Source organism: Marinococcus halophilus (genome assembly GCF_002265875.1).
Taxonomy (GTDB): domain Bacteria; phylum Bacillota; class Bacilli; order Bacillales; family Marinococcaceae; genus Marinococcus; species Marinococcus halophilus.
In genome coordinates this window covers 103370-123698 of the sequence record NZ_NPFA01000009.1, presented here as the reverse complement: position 1 = coordinate 123698, position 20329 = coordinate 103370, and the positions used below count along the sequence as shown (strand labels likewise).

Genomic DNA, 20329 nt, shown 5'->3' with positions numbered 1-20329 from the left:
TGGTATCGAAATAATTGAAAGTGAATAAACAAAGTTAATGTTTATCATATTACTGCCATTGAAGGAGGATTACAGTGAAACACATTTTTCAACAGGGGAACGACCAAAACAAACCAACATTCATGCTACTCCACGGTACAGGAGGCACAGAGAATGATTTGCTGCCAGTAGCGGGTATGATCGATAACTCCGCCTCAATACTAGGAGTGCGGGGAAATATTACAGAAAACGGCATGCCGAGATTCTTTAAACGGCTGGCTGAAGGTGTGTTCGATGAAGAAGATTTGATGAAACAGACCGGCGGCCTGTATGAATTCATAGATACTGCATCTGTTGAGCATTCCTTTGACCGGGAAAACGTCATAGCAATTGGATATTCCAACGGGGCCAATATTGCTGCAAATCTTCTTTTCCATTATGAACAGCCGGTAAAAAGAGCAGCGCTGTTTCACCCGATGGTGCCGCGCCGGGGCATTCAGCTGCCGGATTTAACAGGGCTGCCTGTATTCATCGGAGCGGGAAAGAATGACCCTATCTGCCGTCCGGAAGAAACAGAAGAGCTCGCGGAAATGCTTGAAGCAGCCGGCGCAGCTGTCACCCTCCACTGGGAAGACGGGGGCCACCAGCTAACCAGGGAAGAAGTGGCCCAGGCGGCTGAATGGTATAAGCATACAGTGCTGTAAATGTCTTTCGTGCGTGAAAGGGGCGCACAGCCTTACATCAAAAATACACTGGTGTTAAAAGAAATGGTGGTGTACGAAATTGGGGTTATTTGATTTTTTGAAACAAAATATAAGGAGAGATGAAGCAATGGAAAACGTAAAAGTAGCAGTCATTTATTACAGTGCAACAGGCACGAATTATACAATGGGACAATGGGCCGTGGAAGGTGCGGAAGCAGCCGGGGCAGAAGCGAAGCTCGTCCGTGTGCCGGAGCTTGCTCCTGACGAAGCAGTACATGCAAACCCGGTCTGGAAGCAGCATCTCGAAGATACATCCCATATTCCAGAAGCGACACTGGCTGATCTGGAATGGGCAGACGCTTTCATTTTCAGCATGCCGACGCGTTTTGGCAACCTGCCGGCGCAAATGAAGCAGTTCATTGATACTACCGGCGGCCTGTGGATGAACGGCCAGCTGATCAATAAAGTAGTAAGCGGCATGTCTTCCGCTCAAAATCCGCACGGGGGACAGGAAGCTACAGTGAAGAACCTGTATACGACAATGATGCACTGGGGAGCTATTATTGCTTCCCCCGGCTACACAGATCCAGTCACATTCGCTTCCGGAGGCAACCCTTATGGCACGAGTGTAACAGTTGATCAGGAAGGAAACATGCAGGAAGACGTAGAAGAAGCTGTAAAGCACCAGGCGAAGCGTACAGTTACGGTAGCTTCATGGGTGAAAAAGGGCATGGAGCAGCAGTAGCTGGAAGGGGCGTAGAACGCTCCTTTTCCATGCAGTCATCTTCGTAGATAAATAAAATTAACGGAAAAAGGAGGAACGCAGCGTGGAAGGGATCCGAGGCCTGCACCATGTAACAGCTATTACGAGCAGCGCAGAAAAAAACTACGAGTTTTTCACGTATGTTCTGGGCATGAGACTAATCAAAAAGACCGTCAATCAGGACGATATTCAGACGTATCATTTGTTTTTTGCCGATGATGAGGGAAACGCCGGCACAGACATGACATTTTTCGATTTTCCGGGCATTCCTAAAGGCACACACGGTACAAACGAAATCGCACGTACGTCTTTCCGGGTGCCAAGTGATGAAGCGCTGGACTACTGGGCAAAGAGGTTTGCCCGGAAAGATGTTAAGCATCAGGGCATTTATGAACGGTTCGGTAAAAAACGCCTCCCGTTCGTCGATTTTGACGAGCAGCAGTATGAACTCGTTTCCGACGAAAACAATGAAGGAGTGCCGGCAGGGAAACCGTGGAAAAACGGTCCTGTCCCGGATGAATACGCGATTACCGGGCTAGGTCCCATTTATGTCCGTATTGATAACATTGACTACTTTAAAGAAATGATGGAGCGCGTGCTCATGTTTGAAGAAATCGGGCATGACGGATCGTTTCATTTGTTTGAGGTCGGAGAAGGAGGCAACGGCGCCCAGGTGATTGCCGAATACAATGCAGTTCTTCCGCCGGCGAGACAGGGATACGGGACCGTTCACCACTCCGCTTTCCGGGTAAGGGACCGCGAGGAACTCGAAGCCTGGATTCAGCGGATGGCGGACTTTCGCTTCCGCACCTCGGGCTATGTGAACCGCCACTATTTTGAATCGCTGTATTCCCAGGTGGCGCCGCAGATTTTGTTTGAATTTGCGACGGACGGCCCGGGATTTATGGGAGACGAGCCGTATGAAACGCTTGGAGAAAATCTTGCGCTTCCGCCCATGCTTGAGCCGCAGCGTGAACAGATTGAAGCTTCTGTGCGGCCAATTGATACCGTGCGAAGCACAAAAGTATTTGAAAAAGAGTATAATGATTAAGCCTTTCCTTCGGCCCCCGGGCCGAAGGTTTTTTATTGGGGAGGACTTTGCCTGAAAAATGGAAAGTGTAGTAAGCTGATAAAAAGAACTCAGCATTCATCCTTCTTTAGAAAGGCGGCATTGGAATGAAAAAAGATATTCATGTAGTCGGAGCAGTCATTTACGACAAAGATTGGATTCTTTGCGCCCAGCGGGGCCAGACGAAAACTCTTCCATTAAAATGGGAATTTCCGGGCGGGAAAATAGAAGCAGGAGAAACGCCGGAGAAGGCGCTGCAAAGAGAAATCAGAGAAGAAATGAAATGCGGAATCACCATTGAAGACAGGATCGAAGAAACGACATATGAATATGATTTTGGCATTGTGCATCTTACGACGTTTTACTGCAGGCTTACAGGAGAAGAGCCAACATTGACAGAACATCGCCGGATCAAATGGGTACAAAAAGATGATTTGCAAGAGTTGGACTGGGCCCCGGCGGATATTCCCGCCATTTATAAGATCACCCAATAGTTTTTTATTACAAACATAGGCAGGAGCTTGATAATGGATACAGTGCGTCAACTACAGGAATCGTTATACCGAGGCTTTATTGACCAGAAAAGCTACGATCGCAGCCCTTATGCGCCTAAGCTGTTGATAAATGACAAAAAGAAGCATGAAGAGGTGCTCACCACCCTGCTTCATGAATTGTACCGGTGCGACTCATTTTTCTTTTCGGTAGCTTTTATTACAGAAAGCGGGTTGGCTACGCTGAAAACGCATCTGCTCGAACTAAAAAAACGCGGAGTGTATGGGAGAATACTTACATCCACCTTCCTACAGTTTAATCAACCGAAGGTATTTCAGGAACTGCTGAAAATTACAAATGTGGAAGTACGGCTGGCGGAAATTGAAGGGTTCCATTCTAAAGGGTACGTGTTTAAACATAAAGACCACTATTCACTGATGGTTGGGAGCTCGAACCTGACGGTGCATGCGCTGAAGGTAAACTACGAATGGAACATTAAGCTTCATTCTCATGAAAACGGAGAAGTGATTCATCACTTCGGGCAGCAGTTTGAAGATACCTGGTCTCAGGCAATACCGTTAACGAAGGAATGGATAGAAAAATATCAGCAGCTGTATCGTCCGCAGGCACATGAAAAGATCGCCGAGCTTTCACCCGGATGGATTGACCGGAATGCAATGAAAGAAGCACTAGAAATCAAGCCCAATAAAATGCAGGAAGCGGCTTTAAAGGAACTGGACGCTTTGAGAACGGCCGGGCAGCGAAAGGGACTAATCATCTCGGCAACAGGCACAGGAAAAACGTATTTGGCCGCGTTTGATGTACGAAAGTATCAGCCCCGAAAGATGCTTTTTATTGTACACCGGGAGCAGATTCTCCGGAAAGCAAAGGATGACTTTGCCCGGATTCTTGGCGGCCGCACGGAAAATTTCGGCCTGTACACCGGGTCCGGCCAGGATACCAGGGCCCGCTATGTATTTGCGACCATACAAACGATCGCAAAAGACATTCATTTGCAGCGGTTCGCCCCTGAAGCATTTGATTATATTTTAATTGATGAAGTACATAAAGCAGGGGCCCCGTCATATCAAAAAGTGATCGATTATTTTCAGCCATCGTTTTTACTTGGTATGACAGCGACCCCGGAACGAAGCGACGATGTGAATATTTTCGCTCTGTTTGACTATCAGGTGGCGTATGAAATACGGCTGCAGGAAGCGCTTGAAGAAGAAATGCTATGCCCTTTTCATTATTTCGGGGTAACCGATTATGAGAAAGATGGAGAAGTAATTGATCAGACGACAGATTTGAGCCGGCTTATATCGGAGGAACGGGTAGAGCACCTGCTCGAAAAAATCCATTATTATGGTCATTCCGGGGAGACAGTGCGTGGGCTGATTTTTTGCAGCCGCAACCGGGAGGCAGAGGAGCTGTCGACTCTAATGAATCAAAAAGGAAGAAATACCGTAGTGCTGACGGGAGCCGATTCGCAGGACGAGCGGTGGAGGCAGGTGAACCGTCTTGAAAATGGCGTGATTGAATACATTATTACAGTGGATATATTCAATGAAGGCATTGATATACCGGGGGTGAATCAGGTCGTCATGCTCCGGCAGACGCAGTCGCGCATTATTTTTACCCAGCAGCTCGGCCGGGGCCTGCGTAAAGATCCGTCCAAGGATTTTGTGACCGTCATTGATTTTATTGGTAATTATAAAAAGAACTACCTGATTCCAGTGGCGCTTTCCGGCGACCGCTCGCTCAATAAAGACCATATCCGCCGGCGGATGCAGACCAATAGCTTTGTTCAGGGCGTTTCCTCCATTAATTTTGAAGAGGTGGCCAAGAAGAAGGTGTTTGCTGCTATCGATCAGACGAATCTGCAGGAAATGCGAAAACTGAAGGAATCTTATATGAATGTAAAGCAGCGTATCGGACGGAGACCGCTTTTAAAGGATTTTTTACAGCAGAATGCCGTAGATCCCGAAATGATCACCTCTAAATACGGAAATTATTATCGGTTCCTTTGCAAATTAAAGGAACAGGCTCCTCAGCTGTCTCTACTTGAGGATCAGCTATTGTACCTCATTTCTGCCGAATTTATTAATGGAAAACGCCGGCATGAGGCGGGGGTGCTGTGGCACCTGCTTGAGAACGATGCCATTGCTGCAAAAGAGATGGCACGTATTATACGTGCATCAGGAGAAGAAAACATAGATGCAGCAGCCGTATCAGTGAAGCGGATGTTAACGACAGATTTTTTTACTGATCCGTATCAAAAAAAGTATGGCAGAATTCCTTTGATCAAAGAGGGAAGTGGAGGCTTTACGTGGACTCGTGCGATGCAGAAAGCACTCGCCGGTTCCTCCTGGTTTAGGACACTTGTGGAGGACGTGCTTGTCTGTGCGGAGCTGAAAAACGAACAATACGAAAAGCCGCCGTTCACGCTGTACCAGAAATATTCCCGCAAGGACGTGTGCCGGCTATTGAATTGGGAAAATGACGAAAGTTCGACGATATACGGCTATAAAACAAAATACGGCACGACCCCTATTTTTATTACTTATCATAAACCGGAAGATGTGGAAGCAAACATTAATTACGAAGACGAGTTTATTAGCCGCAGAGAGCTGCAGTGGTATACGCGGAGCAACCGGACCACTGCCTCGAAGGAAGTACAGGAAATCATCCATGCAGACGGAGAGCAAAGCCGGATTTATATCTTTGTAAAAAAAGATGATGACGAAGGCCGGGAGTTTTATTACTTGGGCGAAGCAGAGCCGCTAAAGCACACGGTAGAAAACACGAGCATGCAGGACAAAAACGGAAAATTAATTCCGGTTGTACGGATGAGACTTCATTTGAAGAAGAAGTTGATGCGGCTCTCTACCACTATCTGCACAGCGATTAATGAGAAGCCAGCAGAGGAGCTCTTCTGCTGGCTTCATTAACGGCAACGGCGGGTAATTTAGCTTAAGCTTTCTTTTGCTCATTGGAGGCCCATAGGCCCGGAAGCGGAACAAGCCGTACAGGGACCAGTTCGTCTTGTGAACGACCCTCTAGTGGATGGTCTTCTCTCATTAGAGAGACGTAAACCAACTTTTCATTATGCAGAAAAGTCATATATGGTTCCAACCATTCTTTTTGGGCAGAAGTAATATAAAGAGTGAACGGCAGATTACTTTTTAAGCGTTTATCTACAGGCGCCTCTGCCAGGTGATTAAGCTTTTTGAGGGTTTTTTCTATTTTGTAATCATATATGCTCAGCAGCACGAGTGCCTCTCCTCCTTTAACGTATTATAGCAGGCAGGATCAGGGATATTAATTATTCGTTTTTCTTTTGATCACTTGTATTTAGGCGGTCCCAGAGCAGCAGCCCGTAACAGGAAACGCCGCACAGCAGTGTAAAAAATACGGCCATATGAAATCCTTCCTTTCTTGAATAATTCCTCATAAAAGATAAAAAAGCCAGAAAAAGAGTGTGAGCTCTTTTTCTGGCTTTTGGCTCGGCTGAATATCCAGACCACGATCGCCATGTATACAATTGACGTATAGACAGGAAAAATGACGGTTTTTCGAATTTCCCCATCCCAGATTCCGACATACAGCTTTCAGTCTGATGCCTGTGTGAAATTCTGAAAGAAGCTCTGAATATATTACGTCTAAAATATGGTTTGAAGGTATATACAAGTATTTCCCAACTTCTTGTTTATTAAACATGTAATATGCTTATTTTGCATCGTTCTCTCCTGGATCAGCGAGGTTCTCTGCCGGGTATAGAACAGCAAGCAGGCCGAAAGGAGGGAACAAAGAACGGGAAAAGCGAACTAGTAACCGACAGGGTCTGTAGTATTGGTTTGGCAGCCTGCCGGCAGTTGGCACAAAGCATCTTCAACGTGTGGCTTGGAGCAAGAAATGAAGAAGCGGGCGAGCAGGCTGCGAAATGCTTCAGGAGGAAAATTTAAAAGTGCAGTTGATTGCACTGGACATTGGCCTCCCGGATATGGCGGAGGCAGTGAAGGAACGGATCCTGGGCGAAGACGGGGCGAACGGAGATTTTTTCTATATAAATATGAACTGAATATTTAAAGCATGCGCACCTTCCGGAGTGCGTTTTTTGCTGGGCAAAATTTCTCTACAGCAAAAAAACCTCCACCTTAATCCGTGGTAGAGGTATCGCCTGCTTCATCGTTAATAATGTTAACGACCTGCTGCGTGGCCCGGCGGCCCTCCTCAGTATTCTGCAGCTGAAACACATGAGGCATTTCCGGATACTCATAATAGTTAATGGGGATTCCCTTTTCATCGGTTATTTCAGAAAACTTCCGGGCGTCCGCAAGGAATAATTCGTGGGTGCCTATAATCAGGGTCATATCTCCAAGCCCGGTCATATCTCCGTAAATCGGGCTCACCATTGGGTTTCTCAAATCGGCATCCCCTGCATAAGAAGAACCGGCATTCAGCAGCCATTCCAAATCAAGAAAAGGATCCACAGAAGTTAAATCCTGGATACCGGGATTGGTCATACTAACATCGAGCCACGGAGAAAGCATGATAATATCTCCAGGCTGGGCAATGTTCTGGCGGTTTAGCTCCTGCGCGAGTGCTAGCGCGAGGCCGCCGCCGGCAGAATCCCCCATAATAACAATATTTTCAGCTTCTGTGGTTTTCAGAGTCTGTTCATAGAGAGGGACCAGTTTATCAAAGGCTTCTTCATACTGATGCTGAGGAGCTTTAGGATAGACAGGAAGTATTGCCGTACTATCGGTACGTCCCTGGACCCCCGCGAGCCACTGAAAATGACGGGGGTTAGGCTGGCTGACGTAGCCGCCGCCATGCAAATAAATGATTTTCCTTTCAGCGGCACTTTCGTTTTTTAAAACATAGCTGTTCATGCCGTTTAGTGACATTTTTTCATAATCATAACGAACATCAATATCTTCAGGAAGCTGATACGCCGGCCTGTCCGGATAGGGACCGTCTTTGGCGTTTTCTTCCGGGCCGTCAGCGAAGCTTTTCACGACAGATATCACCGGGCGGTCTTCATGCCAGCTTGTATAAAGAATAAACGCAGAAAATCCTGCAGCGAAAAGACCCAAAAGACTCAAAATCCAGTAGTGTAGTTTTCTCTTTGGTGTTTGTCTTTTCATGCACCGACCTTCCTTAATATTTCTTCGTGGGAATCAATACGTTTCATCTTAACACAGGCGCCAGATTGTTTACAGTTATCGGCACAAACGTTAGTGAATACCTACTTGCCGATAAGAAACGGGGCTTTGTTTTTGATGAAATACACAAATGGCACGCTGATTAAAAGCGTAGCTGCTGTAAACATAATTCCCCATAAGGAAGTGAATTCCATAGGGTTACCTTCAATACCAAAGCCGTACTGAAGCGTAATCCGGATGATAGCAAAGATCATAAAATGAAGAGCGAAAATAATCAATGAATTCTGCCCTAAATAACTGAGGATGCGGCTTTTCCCCTCCAAGCGAAAACTCAAAAATAAAATGCCCGCGATACCAAGCAGGGAAGTAGATATGAAAATAGGGATAGATTCATACTCTCCCGAACGCATGTCGATGCGGTTCGTAAATTGAATGAGCGGGTAAATCAAGCCAAGAGAGGCGATAGCTGCCACCCAGCCGAAGGCATACTCAAATATTTTTGTCCGGGCTTTTAACAAAAATCCAAGGCCAAAAAACAATAAGGCAACGGTAGCTACTTGGATACTCCAGGGAAGCATGGAGTCAAACCAGCGCGTGGAAAAATATCCTGCCACTGCAATAGCGGCAATACCTGCAATACGGACACTATGCCACGGCACGTATTTTAGAAGCAGATAAAAGCTGATTTCTACCACAAACAGGCAGGTTAAAAACCAGATAGCCGGGTTATAGGTAAGCAGATAGTTGTCTCCGGCAGAATAAAAAATGCCAAGAGCGGGGATAGCAGCGTCGATGTCATCTTTGCCCAGAAGAGGGCGCTCCAGGAAAAACCAGAAGGCATATGTAATAATGGAGAAAGAGAAATACGGAATAAGCAGTGAACGACCTTTTTTCCGGGCGAAATCAACTGGCCGAAGATCTGTATAGCTGCCTTTAAAGGTCACGCCGGATAAAAGAAAAAATAAAGGCATATGGAAGGCAAAAATATACTGCCGCAAAATATCATCAATGGGAGCATGGCCAAGGACAACGAGAATAATGCCGAGTCCTTTAGCGACATTGACCCATTCAAAGTGCTGATTCATCATTATCACCTGCGTCAACTGTTAATTTTAGTGCTGAGGCTGCTGAGAATAAAGCATATCATGAAGAAAAAGTGAGAACTATCGCAGTCGTGTGTAAAAAAATAAAATGCTTTTAGGAGAAAAGCACTCTATTTTATATACCCTGTATATTGTTATTGTATACGATAAAATAAAACAATACTGTAAATAAACACAGAAAGGGGCCTATCCTCATGCAGGAATATCGCCTGACTAAAATAAAACTCGAAAGCCCGGGAAAAACGATCAGTATTTCGCGCGGCTCTCTGACCGTTTATAACGATGAAGCGAGCCTATGGTACGCAGAAATTGAACAGCCATCCGAGGTGGAAGTATTTCACGAATGGAAGAAAAGTAACCAGGAAGAGGAAGTTACGTTTTTTACAGATGGCCACAGTGCAAGAATCGGTTATGCCAAAATTACAAGAATAACAGAAAGCAGCTCGGGAGTCAGCGCGAGCTTTAAGGGAGAAGGAGAGCTGCGTCTGGTGGGGGCCAAATAGTATTAGGGAAATCTGCAGCAGCTGAACGAGCGTCTAGATTGGCTAATGCCCCCGTAGAGCAAGCGAATAAAATGCAAGCGCTTTAAATTACTTTTAAAATGTGTGAAAATAGGGAAAAGTATTAGGAAAAATAAAATACAGAACCGGCTTGGAAGTCTTTAGATCTCATTAAGGGGGGGCGTTACCGGTGAAAGAGTATCGCTTGACGAGACTGAAGTTTGAACATTCGCACACACCATTGACGTTCGATAAAGGACTTTTAACGGTATATGATTATGAACCGGCAGAAGTATGGTATGTAGAACTCGAGAATCCGCATCATATCGGGCTGTTTGAAGAAATGCACGAAAACTGTGATGTGCGCAGCATGATTTTTTACACCGAACGAAACAGTGCACGGGTGGGCAAAGCAAACATTACCAGAGTGTTAAAAAGCGACGGGAAAGTAAGTGTCAGTATTAAGGGTGAAGAAGCATTAAAGCTTGTAGGCAGCTAAACAGTGGAATCCGGGAGACGGTCCCGGGTTCTTTTTTGACCTAACCTGCCAAAAAACAGGTTCCGAAAGAGCCCAAACGGGAAAGAACAGAGCAGAACACATAGAAACAGAATGGAAGATGGAAGATGCTGATAGATGTCAAAAAAGAATGGGAAAAAATCATTGGGCCGTTTACAAGCGTGCGATTAACGGGAGGATTTAGCCATCATACTTTTTTAATCACCCAACCGTCTGGCCAGCGCGTATTGAAAATTGAAAAGGGGAGAAGCGGCTATCTGCGCCGGGAGTACGAGGTGCTTGAAGAGCTGCGTGGTTCTTCCTTCTTGCCGGCACCAGCCGGCCGTTTGCAGCTCGGTGATTATTTTTCGTTTATGCAAAGCTATCATGAGGGAGAAAATGTTTCCCAATTGAATTCGCAATCATCCTACTGGTCCGAAGCTTATAAAAAACTTGCTGTCACGCTTGCTTCGAAAGTACACAGCCGGCCGGGAAATATTCGGGAATATGACCGGAATGCAGCGCCTCTTCGTCGGGGAAGAGAGACTTTTGTGCCGGAGGAAATGCACGATAAGGCTGTAGATATTTGGGAGGCGCGTACGCCGGTGGGAACGACATTTATTCACGGTGACGCCGGCCCGCATAACGTAATTCTGAATAAAAAAGGAAATATAATCCTGATTGATTGGGAATGGGCAGGGTGGAATGATCCAATGGTAGACATTAGCTGGGCGTTGTGGAACGCAGCTTTTCATGCCCCAAAAAAGTACCATGAACTCCGCCGTATCTTTTTGAAGGCCTATGGAAGCATCCGTCCGGTGGAAATTACGGACGCTAATATTAAAGCTTATAGTCTTGTGGTGATTTACCGGGCGCTCGGCAGAGTAAAACATTCTCCAAAAGCTATTCAGCGCAGGTGGATAAAAAGGCTCGAATGGACTTTGCACAGTAGCTGGGAAAAGGGGGGACCGCTTTGAATATTCAACCAATGAAAGAAATTGGCTGGCAGAAGAAAAAAGATTTCTTTGCCACCTGCTGGGACACAAATGAGATGCATGTTAATAACCAGACGTATGTATTGCCGGAGCTTGAAGGATTTTGTATCCAGGAGGATGGTGTAATTACTGCGGCGGTTACTTATACATACGAAGGCAGCATCGGCTTAATTGTATCTCTGGACAGCATAATTGAAAAACAAGGGTATGCTAGTCACTTGCTTATGCATACAGAAGAATATTTGAAAAAGAAAGGAGTAGAAGACCTGCGGGTTGTAATTACTAACGAAAATGAATATGCTCTGCGTTTTTACCGGCGCCGGGGCTTTCAGCTGGCGAGCGTGCACGTGGATGCTGCCAGAAAAGCAAGAGAGGATAAACCGTCTATTCCGCTCGTTGGAGTAAACGGAATAACCATCCGTGATGAATGGCATTTAAGAAAATGGTTATAGCAAAAGAGAGCCGCGCATGATGCGGCTCTCTTTTTAAGATCCAAATATTGGAGAAGCGGCCTGCTCTTCACAAAGATTATACGGTAGGCAGAGAGGCATGCCCGAACGGGGGTCTTTAATAATATCGCTTTTAATGCCAAATACTTTTTCAATAATGCCTGCTTCCATCACTTCGTGGGGAGTACCCGTTTTTACGACGTTGCCATGTTTAATGGCAACAATATGATGGGCATAGCGGCTGGCATGATTCAGGTCGTGCACGACCATTACGATCGTCCGGTGCTCCTGTACGTTCAGTTTTTCAAGGATGTTCAGCACTTCCATCTGATGGGCCATATCAAGAAAAGTCGTGGGCTCATCCAAAAATAGGGTCTCGGTTTCCTGTGCCAGTGCCATGGCAATCCACGCCCGCTGGCGTTGCCCGCCGGATAAATGGTCAATCGGGCGATTGGCAAACTCCCGCATGCCAGTAATTTCGATGGCCCAGCCAATCATTTCTTTGTCGTGGGCTTTTAACGAGCCAAAGCCACGCTGATGGGGAGCACGTCCATATGTTACAAGCTCCGTAACAGTTAAACCCTGAGGCGCTTCTGGATTTTGGGGAAGAATGGCCATCTGCTTGGCAAGCTCCTTTGTTTTTTGGCTGTGAATAGAGCTGCCGTTTAAGTAAACGACGCCTTTTGAAGGCTTCATCAGTCGTGACAGAGCTTTTAAAATGGTAGACTTTCCGGAACCGTTCGCGCCGACAAGCGCGGTAATTTTACCAGAATGAATCTCAATATTTAAATCGTTTACGATTGTCTGCTGATCATAACCAATATGGAGTTGATCTGTTTCGATCATCGCATAAACATCCTTTCAGGGTGATAAAGTTAGACATTGCTTCTGGCAAGCAGGTATAGAAAATAAGGAGCGCCGATAACGGCCACAACAATTCCCGCGTGAATCTCTGACGGTTGAATAATAGTCCGGCCGAGCGTGTCTGCAAACAGGAGCAGAAGCCCTCCCAGGAGGGCTGAAGCAGGCAGGGCCAGCGCATGGTTGGGGCCGACCAGTCTCCGTGCTATATGTGGAGCAATCAGCCCGACAAAGCCGATGCCGCCGCTGATAGAAACTGCCGAGGCTGCAAGCGCTACAGAGGCGAAGGTGAGCAGAAGGCGTTCTTTTTCCACCCGAAGGCCAAGCCCCTTCGCCATCTGTTCGCCGAATGTAAGCGTATCGAGAGCCCGCCACCGGTAATAAATAAAAACCGACAAAATAATAAACCAGGGAAGAAACGAATATACATAAGGCCAGGTGGAACCGTAGATTCTTCCCGCCAGCCATATAGCCACAAAGTCAAACTGCTCCGGCTGCAGACGCAGCATCAGGACGGTCATTAGGGCATTAAGCCCGGCGGCTACTGCAATGCCGGTCAGTATCATTCTCATTGGCACAAGCCCGAGCTGCCGGTCATAAGCAAGAATATAAATTAGCGCTGCAGCAAGCAGCCCGCCAATGAGTGCGAATACCGGCAGCAGATACGGAGAAGCGGCACTAACAGTACTGAAAAATGAAATATACAAAACAACGAATAATCCTGCCCCGGTAGTAATACCGAGAATGCCCGGGTCCGCCAGGCTGTTACGGGAAATTCCCTGCAGTACGCATCCCGAAACGGCTAGAGCGGCGCCGACAAGCAGCGCGATAACAATCCGGGGGAGGCGGAATTGAAATAACACGAGACTTTGGTTACTGTTGCCGAACCCAAACAGCGTCTTTAATACTTCGAGCGGCCCTAACGGGGTTACTCCGGAATTCATGCTGAACAGCAGCACGGTAAATATTAGAACAGCAAGCGAACTGAACACGAAAATGCGCCGTCTGCGGCGCTTGCGTTCCCACTCGCCTGAAAATATAGAATGCATTTAGAGCTCCCTCCTCTCGCGGCGGGCGATGTATAAAAAGAATGGTACGCCGATAAGAGCAAAAAGAGAGCCGAGAGGGGTTTCATATGGCGGATTAATGATCCGGGCGCCGATATCGGCAAGCGACATGAAAATGCCGCCTGTCACAATGGAGCACGGAATGATAGCCCTGTAGTCGACCCCTACAAAAAAACGGACGACGTGAGGGATAACCAGGCCGACAAATCCGATGGGACCGGCAATAGAGACTGCAATACCGGCGAGAAACAGAACGGCAAGCGTGCAGAGTAATTTAATCAAGCCAACACGCTGCCCCAGTCCTGAAGCAATGTCGTCCCCAAGGCTTAAAATAGTAACGGACCGCGAAAGGGCGACCGCAAACAAAAGCGCCCCTCCCATCCATGGCAGGGCGGGGAGCAGCTGCTCCCACCGGACGCCGGAAAGCCCGCCGGCATACCAAAAGGCAATGTCCTGGCTGAGATCAAAGTGAATGGCGATACCTTCGCTTAGCGCAGTAAACAGAGCATTGATTGCGGCCCCGGCAAGCACCATGCGAAGCGGAGTTAAGCCGATGCGCGAAAGTGAGGCGATGCCAAAGATCAGCCCCATGCTGATTGCCGCTCCCAAAAACGAAAAGACAATCAACAGATTATAAGAAAGACCCGGCAAAAATGCAAAGCAGATCGCTACCATGAAAATCGAACCTGCGTTGATGCCGAGAATCCCGGATTCTGCCAGAGGATTTCTTGTCATTCCCTGCATAATAGCGCCGGCTACGGCAAAGCAGGCACCAACAATAACATCTGCAATAGCTCTGGGGAGACGCAGCTCGCGTATAACAACATGGTCATTTATGGAAGCGTCGTAATGAAACAAGGCGTTCCAAACAGTCCCAAGCTCCACATCTGCTGCGCCTACAGAAATTGAAAGTAAAAATATAAAGCCCAGTATAGGAAGGCCGATAATAAACATTAGAACAGCTGTTATAGGACGTGAAGTAATATCGTCTTTATAGGTGGACGGTTCTGTTTGTTGACGCATGTTATATCCTCTTTCAGCACTAAAAAATCATTCTGTAGTGATAATCATTATCAATCAATACTTATCATATCAGCTGTATTTCTTTCTGTCCATGTTTTCCTGTATAAGCAGCGGCAATACAAAAATCCAGACTCTTTCCAATCGAATAGAGTCCGGATTTGTATGAGTTTTATTTCTTCCAATTATCTTATTTAAAATCTAAATAATTATGTGAATTAAACTTTTATTCAGCCAGCCGGCTCATCTGTTCAGCAGGCAGGACAGTATCCGGAGAATTTGCGGTTACGCAGATGACAATACCTGAGGGATCGTTGACATAAAAAGCATTTTCTTCGCGGTGAAATGAATAGCCGGCTGCTTCCAACCGTTCGGCGACGGGTTCGAGAGCGGGGGCAGAGGAAAGCATAATCGTGTACATGTCAAGTCCCGTGTTTTGTATGGAAGCTTTAGGGGCCTGTCTTCCGGCCCATGGGTTGAGCCCAATGTGATGGTGATAGCCGCCGGCGGCTATAAAAAAAGCAGGAAATTTCTTCGGATCAGCAGTTAATTCAAATCCAAGCCCGTTAACATAAAAATGATAAGCCTCTTCCATGTCGTGGACGTGCAGATGAACATGGCCCATTTTCGTGCCGGATGGAACTCCGTGCCACTTTATCCCTTCTCCCTCCTGGAGCAGCTGATGTTCGTGCAGGGGGTCTACCGTCATGTGCACGAACCCGTCAGCATCATATTTCCATTCCTCCCGTGCCCGGTCACGATAAACCTCGATGCCGTTGCCGTCCGGATCAGTCAGATAAAGGGCCTCACTGACACTGTGGTCGGCAGCTCCGAAATGTTCGCCCACATCGTGGAGATGGTGTATGAAAGCTCCCATGGAGGCGCGGTCCGGAAGCAGTACAGCAAAGTGATACAGGCCGGCATAAGTGCGCGGAGGGGTAATGGAACCTTCCACTTTCCGCAGCATCACGAGCGGGAGCCCATCCGATGGCACGCCGAGCACGGCAGCGGAAGATGAACGCCCGAGTAACCTTAGGCCGATTACATGCTCATAATAGGCAGCTGCCCGGTCGATATTCTGTACTCTAAGCTGCACGGGCCCGAGAGAAAAATCGGTATCAATTACATTAGTCATGCTGCATTCTCCTTTAATTTTTAGGATAGAACGAAAGTAGGTCTCAGTTTCATCATACTGGGAAGAAGGGTGGGAATGGAAGTGCCCACTTTAAAGTGGTATAGTACCCTAAATGATACTAATGAGCACCATTTCTGCAAAAGGTATAATAAAGAGTTTCTTTTATCCCGGGCAGGAGAGAGTGGGGGGGGAACGAGAAGAAAACAAAAACACTTTTATTACAGGCAAGGGGGCAGAGGGATGAACGAGAAAAGCAGTTTATCAGCAGTCGACAGGTACAATTTTTCTGGTACGCCCGAAGAAAGGGAGCTTAAGAACGCGATTGTTTCTGCAGAAATTGAAGGGTTTATTTTTTCAGAAAAAGACATCGAAGCCGTGCGTAAGCTCCGCGACGGGGAAATGACTATTAAAGAAGTGACAGCTTTTGTAGCGGAAGGGCGTTTATAATATGGGTGAATCCTATTATACGTATGGGGACAGCGGCGTGCTTGTGAACAAGATGAATTTTCGGGAAAAAGCCAAAGCAGAGAAAATCGAACAGATTATTACTACGTACCGTCTGCAGCAGATGATGACGGCAAAAAAAGTGCTGGGATCCTTCGATGAAGAGCATATACGGCGTATTCACCGTCGGCTGTTTTCCGATGTATACGCCTGGGCAGGAGAGTTCCGTACGGTGGATCTTGCTAAAGGAAGAACATCCTTTCTGCCCGCAGCGTTTATTGACCGGGGCCTGCGCCACCTCAAGGAGTCTGTCCAGGAAAAAAATCAAAAAACGTATGCAGAAAGGGAAGCTTTTGCCGAAGCCTTTGCCCCAATCTACAATGACCTTAACCACATTCATCCATTTCGGGAGGGGAACGGTAGAATGCAGCGGGAGTTTATTCGCCAGCTTGCCTGGCACCACGGCTACGATATGAACTATACCCCTGTTCAACAGAAAAGACTGTTTGAAGCCTCCGTGGATGACGATGAAAATAAAGCCGCTGGAGCACTGGTGGAAGGGTTGATCGAAAGCTGAAAAAGCAGCCTCCCATGGGAAGCTGCTTTTGGCTTATTGCTTTTCAATTAAACCGCCCTGTCGTGAAGAACGTGGCTTCGGGCTTGCAAGGGGCCGCGAAGCGGCAATTTTTCCTTTAGCTGTACTGAGGACAAAAGCGGTGGCTATAATGGAAAGCGTGGAGTAAGCGCCTGTGATTAAGCCGACAGAAGCGAGTCCTACAGCTACAGCAATTACATCAAAAGATAAATTGACTTTACCGGGGTTCCACTGGAGACGCCGCTGAAGGAATAAAGCGAGTATGTTCGCGCCTCCAAGCGAGGTGTTATTCATAAATAAAATCGAAATGCCTGCTCCTATGCTGATACCGCCGAAAATGGCTCCGGCAGCAGGGTGTATACTGAAAGCAGGAAGAAAATAATCAAGGCTTGTAAGAGCGGAAAGCAGAGACACGGCGGCGATCGTATTCAACGTGAACTTCCACCCCATATGCACGATAGAAAACACGTAAAAAGGCAGGTTAATCAAAAAGAACACGGCTGAAAAAGATAGCGGGAGTAAATACGTTAATCCAAGCGCCAGGCCTGCGGTGCCTCCTGTGACTAAATCAGCGTGCTGAAGCAGAATAATGCCGAAGGCAGCTAACAAACATCCGGCGAGGACTTGTAGTAGATTGGTTATGTTTATCAACGGTCGTCTCTCCTTCAACAATAGGTTACTTTAATTATAAGGAATAATAAGGAGCGAGTGAATGATTATATGAAGGAGAATCATCCGTATATTAATAAAAATGAATACATATTTGGTTATTTATATTCAATAAGAAAGGTGAAGTGCGTTTAGATGGATCGAATTGATGTAAGCATGCTTGAGATCCTCCAGGAGGATGGGAGAATATCCGTAAGTGATTTATCCAAAAAATTAAATTTAAGCCGTCCAAGCGTGTCAGAACGAATGATAAGGCTGCAGGAAAAAGGAATTATTGATCAGTTTAGTGCCGTGGTTCCGCCGGCTGCTGTAGGTCGGGACACGCTGCTCATGATTCAGGTAAGCGAACTGAAGGACACCATTCAGCATTTTGAAAAAATGATCGCAGAGGATACCCGCGTGCTTGAGTGTCACCGTGTGACCGGCGAGGTCAGCTATTTTATTAAAGCGGCAGTAGAGGGGATGGAAAGCTTAAGGGAGCTGGTCGATACCCTGATTTCCTATGGAAACATTAATACATCGATCGTACTGAAATCACCGGTTGAACGCAGAAAAATACTGCCTGAACACCGGGAGGAGGAGTAGCCGGTTTTCTTCCGCGGACAGAGTAATTGTGATAAGATTAATATGAATTATAGAGCGAGAGTATATACAATAATAGGGGGAGAAAGATATTGGTGAACGAACGTGAAGCGTTGCAGCGTGTCATCGAAAACGTGCAGCAGGTTGTAGTCGGAAAAAAAGCTGAGATTGAATTGAGCCTGACTGCACTCCTGGCCGGCGGGCATATTCTGCTTGAAGATGTCCCCGGCGTGGGAAAGACGATGATGGTACGGGCAATTGCCAGGTCCATTGGCGCTAGTTTTAAACGAATACAATTCACTCCGGATCTTCTCCCGTCAGACGTTACAGGCGTTTCTATATACAATCAGCGGACGATGGAGTTTGAATTCCGCCCCGGCCCTTTAATGGGAAACGTTCTGCTGGCAGACGAAATTAACCGTACCTCTCCAAAAACACAGTCGGCTCTGCTGGAGGCTCTGGAGGAAAAAAGCGTGACGGTGGACGGGGAGACGCGAAAACTTGAGCGTTTATTTTTCGTGATGGCGACACAGAATCCTGTGGAATACGGGGGGACGTATCCTCTTCCGGAAGCGCAGCTCGACCGCTTCCTCTTTAAGCTGCGCCTCGGTTACCCGACAGAAGAACAAGAAATCAAAGTGCTCGAACGGGTGGAATTTACACATCCGATTGACGAGCTCTCCTCTGTTATGAGCCTTGAAGATGTCTTGAAGGCTCAGGAACTCGTGAAAGATGTACATGTGGATCATTCGGTGAAACAGTACATTGTCTCTATCGTGCGGGAAAGCAGAAACCACCGCGATATTTATCTTGGTGTAAGTCCGAGGGGTTCCATTGCGCTGATGAAGGTATCACAGGCGTATGCTTTTGTGAGGGGAAGAGACTACGTGACACCCGATGATGTAAAGTATCTTGCTCCCTTTGTAATGGGGCACCGTCTCATTCTGCAGACAGATCAGCAGATGGCGGACAAAGACGGGGAGAGCGTGGTGAGAGATATCTTATCAAGTCTTCGCGTGCCTTCCTCGGACAGTGATTCGGCGGTACGGCCATGAAACGGTTTTTGCGAATTGGCAGAAAAGTAATGCAGCTGGCAGCTGTTGTGGCTGCATTAGCTGTATTATTTATTTACGCCATGTTTCAAGGGGGGTTTGTCAGCTGGTTTTTGTTCTACAGTGTAACGACCCTTGCAGTGATGCAATTGTTATTATTAGTTTATCCCCTCCGTTCTTTAAAGGCTGAGCGCAGGCTCGGTGCTGAGATGCTTTCATTTAACGGGCACACAGAGGCTGTAGTGACGTTAGAGAAAAGAATTCCGCTTCCGCTGATGTATGTAAAAATTCGGGATCATCAGCCATATGGAGTCCGGGATTGGGAAGCGTCAGCTGAAACTCTGGTTTTTCCTTTTTTTCAAAAGCGGGTATCCTATTCGTACAGCCTGAGGGGAAGAAGACGGGGAAAGCACAGCATCGACTATCTCCAAGTCCGTTCCGGCGACTTGTTTGGCTTTGTAGAAAAAGACTATGACATTTCGGTGTCTTCGACGGTAGTAGTACTTCCAAGAATGAGAAAGCTGGCAAACTGGAATACGGCGGCAGACAATTCTTCAGAATCAGTATCGCTTTCGCAGCGGATAAAAAACGAATCTGTCAACGTGGCAGGGGTCAGAGATTATACACCCGGGGACCGGATGGCCAATATTGACTGGAAAGTGACAGCCCGAGCTGGAAAACTTGTTACAAAAGAATTTGAAGCTGAAAAAGGAGAGGGTTATTTTCTGCTGCTTGAAAATGCAGCTGATATGTCTGCTGAGCCATTTGAAGCAGCGGTGGAATTTGCTGCTTCGTTAACCGAATACGCCTACCAAACGAAGATGCCCGTTGGTTACGGGGTCACGGCTTCCGAACAGCCCCTGCAGCAGCCAGACACCTCGAAGGAGCATTTCCAGCGTATTTATCAAGGCCTGGCGTATGTGGAGTTGATTCCAGAAACGGAAGCTTCGCCGTTTTTAAGAAAAGCCCCGGGGCTTGAAGCGTTAATTTACGTGACCCCGGTACTAACTAATACTAGAATCAAAGAGTTAAAGCAGTGGGCCGGGCAAAAGCGTTCAATTATTGTAGCACTGCTTCCTGACGAAAGCGGGTTCTCCCGCCGTGAAAGTGTGGAAGCGCTGCGGCATGCCAATATTCATATTTACTATGTTCAGCCGGGGGATGCTGGCTTTGAGGTGCTATAGAG

The 20329-nt window shown here is 47.0% G+C and carries 21 protein-coding genes and 1 pseudogene; 14 read left to right on the top strand and 8 right to left on the bottom strand.

Annotated features, from left to right (window positions below):
• Nucleotides 1-74: 74 nt before the first annotated feature.
• The 5 genes and pseudogenes from CHL76_RS10915 (at nucleotide 75) to CHL76_RS10895 (ending at nucleotide 5918) form a co-directional block, all read left to right on the top strand.
• Entirely contained in the window at nucleotides 75-683 is a 609-nt protein-coding gene (locus tag CHL76_RS10915; RefSeq protein WP_094908568.1) for an alpha/beta hydrolase, read from the top strand.
• Nucleotides 684-810: 127 nt separating this feature from the next.
• On the top strand, nucleotides 811-1428 hold the full coding sequence (gene wrbA / locus CHL76_RS10910) for an NAD(P)H:quinone oxidoreductase (protein WP_079474181.1): 618 nt from the start codon (nucleotides 811-813) through the stop codon (nucleotides 1426-1428).
• An 82-nt stretch (nucleotides 1429-1510) separates the two neighbouring features.
• Entirely contained in the window at nucleotides 1511-2497 is a 987-nt protein-coding gene (locus CHL76_RS10905) for a ring-cleaving dioxygenase (protein ID WP_094908567.1), read from the top strand.
• 125 nt (nucleotides 2498-2622) lie between these two features.
• A complete protein-coding gene (locus tag CHL76_RS10900) occupies nucleotides 2623-3009 on the top strand; it encodes a (deoxy)nucleoside triphosphate pyrophosphohydrolase (RefSeq protein ID WP_094908566.1) in 387 nt (128 codons plus the stop codon).
• A gap of 30 nt (nucleotides 3010-3039) precedes the next feature.
• Nucleotides 3040-5918: pseudogene (locus tag CHL76_RS10895) on the top strand (DUF3427 domain-containing protein).
• A gap of 62 nt (nucleotides 5919-5980) precedes the next feature.
• Here CHL76_RS10895 and CHL76_RS10890 read toward each other — a convergent pair.
• The 3 genes from CHL76_RS10890 to CHL76_RS10875 form a co-directional block, all read right to left on the bottom strand.
• A complete protein-coding gene (locus CHL76_RS10890; protein WP_094908565.1) occupies nucleotides 5981-6280 on the bottom strand; it encodes a hypothetical protein in 300 nt (99 codons plus the stop codon).
• An 884-nt stretch (nucleotides 6281-7164) separates the two neighbouring features.
• Entirely contained in the window at nucleotides 7165-8157 is a 993-nt protein-coding gene (locus tag CHL76_RS10880) for an alpha/beta hydrolase fold domain-containing protein (RefSeq protein WP_094908563.1), read from the bottom strand.
• A 101-nt stretch (nucleotides 8158-8258) separates the two neighbouring features.
• The gene (locus CHL76_RS10875; protein WP_094908562.1) at nucleotides 8259-9263 is read right to left on the bottom strand and encodes an acyltransferase family protein; all 1005 of its coding nucleotides are present in this window, start codon (nucleotides 9261-9263) and stop codon (nucleotides 8259-8261) included.
• Nucleotides 9264-9472: 209 nt separating this feature from the next.
• Between CHL76_RS10875 and CHL76_RS10870 the strand changes: the two genes are divergently transcribed.
• From CHL76_RS10870 to CHL76_RS10855, 4 genes are all read left to right on the top strand, one after another.
• Complete coding sequence (locus tag CHL76_RS10870; RefSeq protein WP_094908561.1) at nucleotides 9473-9781, top strand: hypothetical protein; 309 nt, start codon at nucleotides 9473-9475, stop codon at nucleotides 9779-9781.
• Between the two features lie 187 nt (nucleotides 9782-9968).
• The gene (locus CHL76_RS10865) at nucleotides 9969-10277 is read left to right on the top strand and encodes a hypothetical protein (protein WP_079474190.1); all 309 of its coding nucleotides are present in this window, start codon (nucleotides 9969-9971) and stop codon (nucleotides 10275-10277) included.
• 125 nt (nucleotides 10278-10402) lie between these two features.
• Nucleotides 10403-11251: a phosphotransferase family protein gene (locus CHL76_RS10860; protein ID WP_094908560.1), complete on the top strand. Its 849-nt coding sequence runs from the start codon at nucleotides 10403-10405 to the stop codon at nucleotides 11249-11251.
• Nucleotides 11248-11721, top strand: a complete 474-nt coding sequence (locus CHL76_RS10855) for a GNAT family N-acetyltransferase (RefSeq protein WP_079474192.1) — start codon at nucleotides 11248-11250, stop codon at nucleotides 11719-11721. The genes CHL76_RS10860 and CHL76_RS10855 overlap by 4 nt, the downstream gene beginning before the upstream one ends.
• A gap of 33 nt (nucleotides 11722-11754) precedes the next feature.
• On the opposite strand, the gene CHL76_RS10850 is transcribed toward CHL76_RS10855, so the two are convergent.
• The 4 genes from CHL76_RS10850 to CHL76_RS10835 all read right to left on the bottom strand — a co-directional run bounded on the left by CHL76_RS10850 (nucleotide 11755) and on the right by CHL76_RS10835 (nucleotide 15801).
• Complete coding sequence (locus CHL76_RS10850) at nucleotides 11755-12564, bottom strand: ABC transporter ATP-binding protein (protein WP_094908559.1); 810 nt, start codon at nucleotides 12562-12564, stop codon at nucleotides 11755-11757.
• Nucleotides 12565-12593: 29 nt separating this feature from the next.
• Nucleotides 12594-13628, bottom strand: a complete 1035-nt coding sequence (locus CHL76_RS10845; RefSeq protein ID WP_079474193.1) for a FecCD family ABC transporter permease — start codon at nucleotides 13626-13628, stop codon at nucleotides 12594-12596.
• On the bottom strand, nucleotides 13629-14669 hold the full coding sequence (locus tag CHL76_RS10840; RefSeq protein WP_094908558.1) for a FecCD family ABC transporter permease: 1041 nt from the start codon (nucleotides 14667-14669) through the stop codon (nucleotides 13629-13631).
• Between the two features lie 223 nt (nucleotides 14670-14892).
• A complete protein-coding gene (locus tag CHL76_RS10835) occupies nucleotides 14893-15801 on the bottom strand; it encodes a VOC family protein (RefSeq protein WP_094908557.1) in 909 nt (302 codons plus the stop codon).
• 240 nt (nucleotides 15802-16041) lie between these two features.
• Here CHL76_RS10835 and CHL76_RS10830 point away from each other — a divergent pair, with 240 nt between their 5' ends.
• Nucleotides 16042-16248 (top strand): hypothetical protein, encoded by a 207-nt coding sequence (locus CHL76_RS10830; protein ID WP_079474196.1) that lies wholly within the window; start codon nucleotides 16042-16044, stop codon nucleotides 16246-16248.
• 1 nt (nucleotide 16249) lies between these two features.
• Entirely contained in the window at nucleotides 16250-16822 is a 573-nt protein-coding gene (locus CHL76_RS10825; protein ID WP_094908556.1) for a Fic/DOC family protein, read from the top strand.
• A 33-nt stretch (nucleotides 16823-16855) separates the two neighbouring features.
• Here the strand turns inward: CHL76_RS10825 and CHL76_RS10820 are convergent, their stop codons facing one another.
• Nucleotides 16856-17491, bottom strand: a complete 636-nt coding sequence (locus tag CHL76_RS10820; RefSeq protein ID WP_233133368.1) for a YitT family protein — start codon at nucleotides 17489-17491, stop codon at nucleotides 16856-16858.
• Between the two features lie 153 nt (nucleotides 17492-17644).
• Here CHL76_RS10820 and CHL76_RS10815 point away from each other — a divergent pair, with 153 nt between their 5' ends.
• The 3 genes from CHL76_RS10815 (at nucleotide 17645) to CHL76_RS10805 (ending at nucleotide 20327) form a co-directional block, all read left to right on the top strand.
• On the top strand, nucleotides 17645-18094 hold the full coding sequence (locus CHL76_RS10815; protein WP_094908555.1) for an Lrp/AsnC family transcriptional regulator: 450 nt from the start codon (nucleotides 17645-17647) through the stop codon (nucleotides 18092-18094).
• A gap of 92 nt (nucleotides 18095-18186) precedes the next feature.
• Entirely contained in the window at nucleotides 18187-19146 is a 960-nt protein-coding gene (locus CHL76_RS10810; protein ID WP_094908588.1) for an AAA family ATPase, read from the top strand.
• Nucleotides 19143-20327 carry a DUF58 domain-containing protein gene (locus tag CHL76_RS10805; protein WP_094908554.1) on the top strand — a complete coding sequence of 395 codons (1185 nt, stop codon included), beginning with the start codon at nucleotides 19143-19145 and terminating at the stop codon, nucleotides 20325-20327. Before CHL76_RS10810 ends, CHL76_RS10805 begins: the two co-directional genes overlap by 4 nt.
• Nucleotides 20328-20329: the final 2 nt, after the last annotated feature.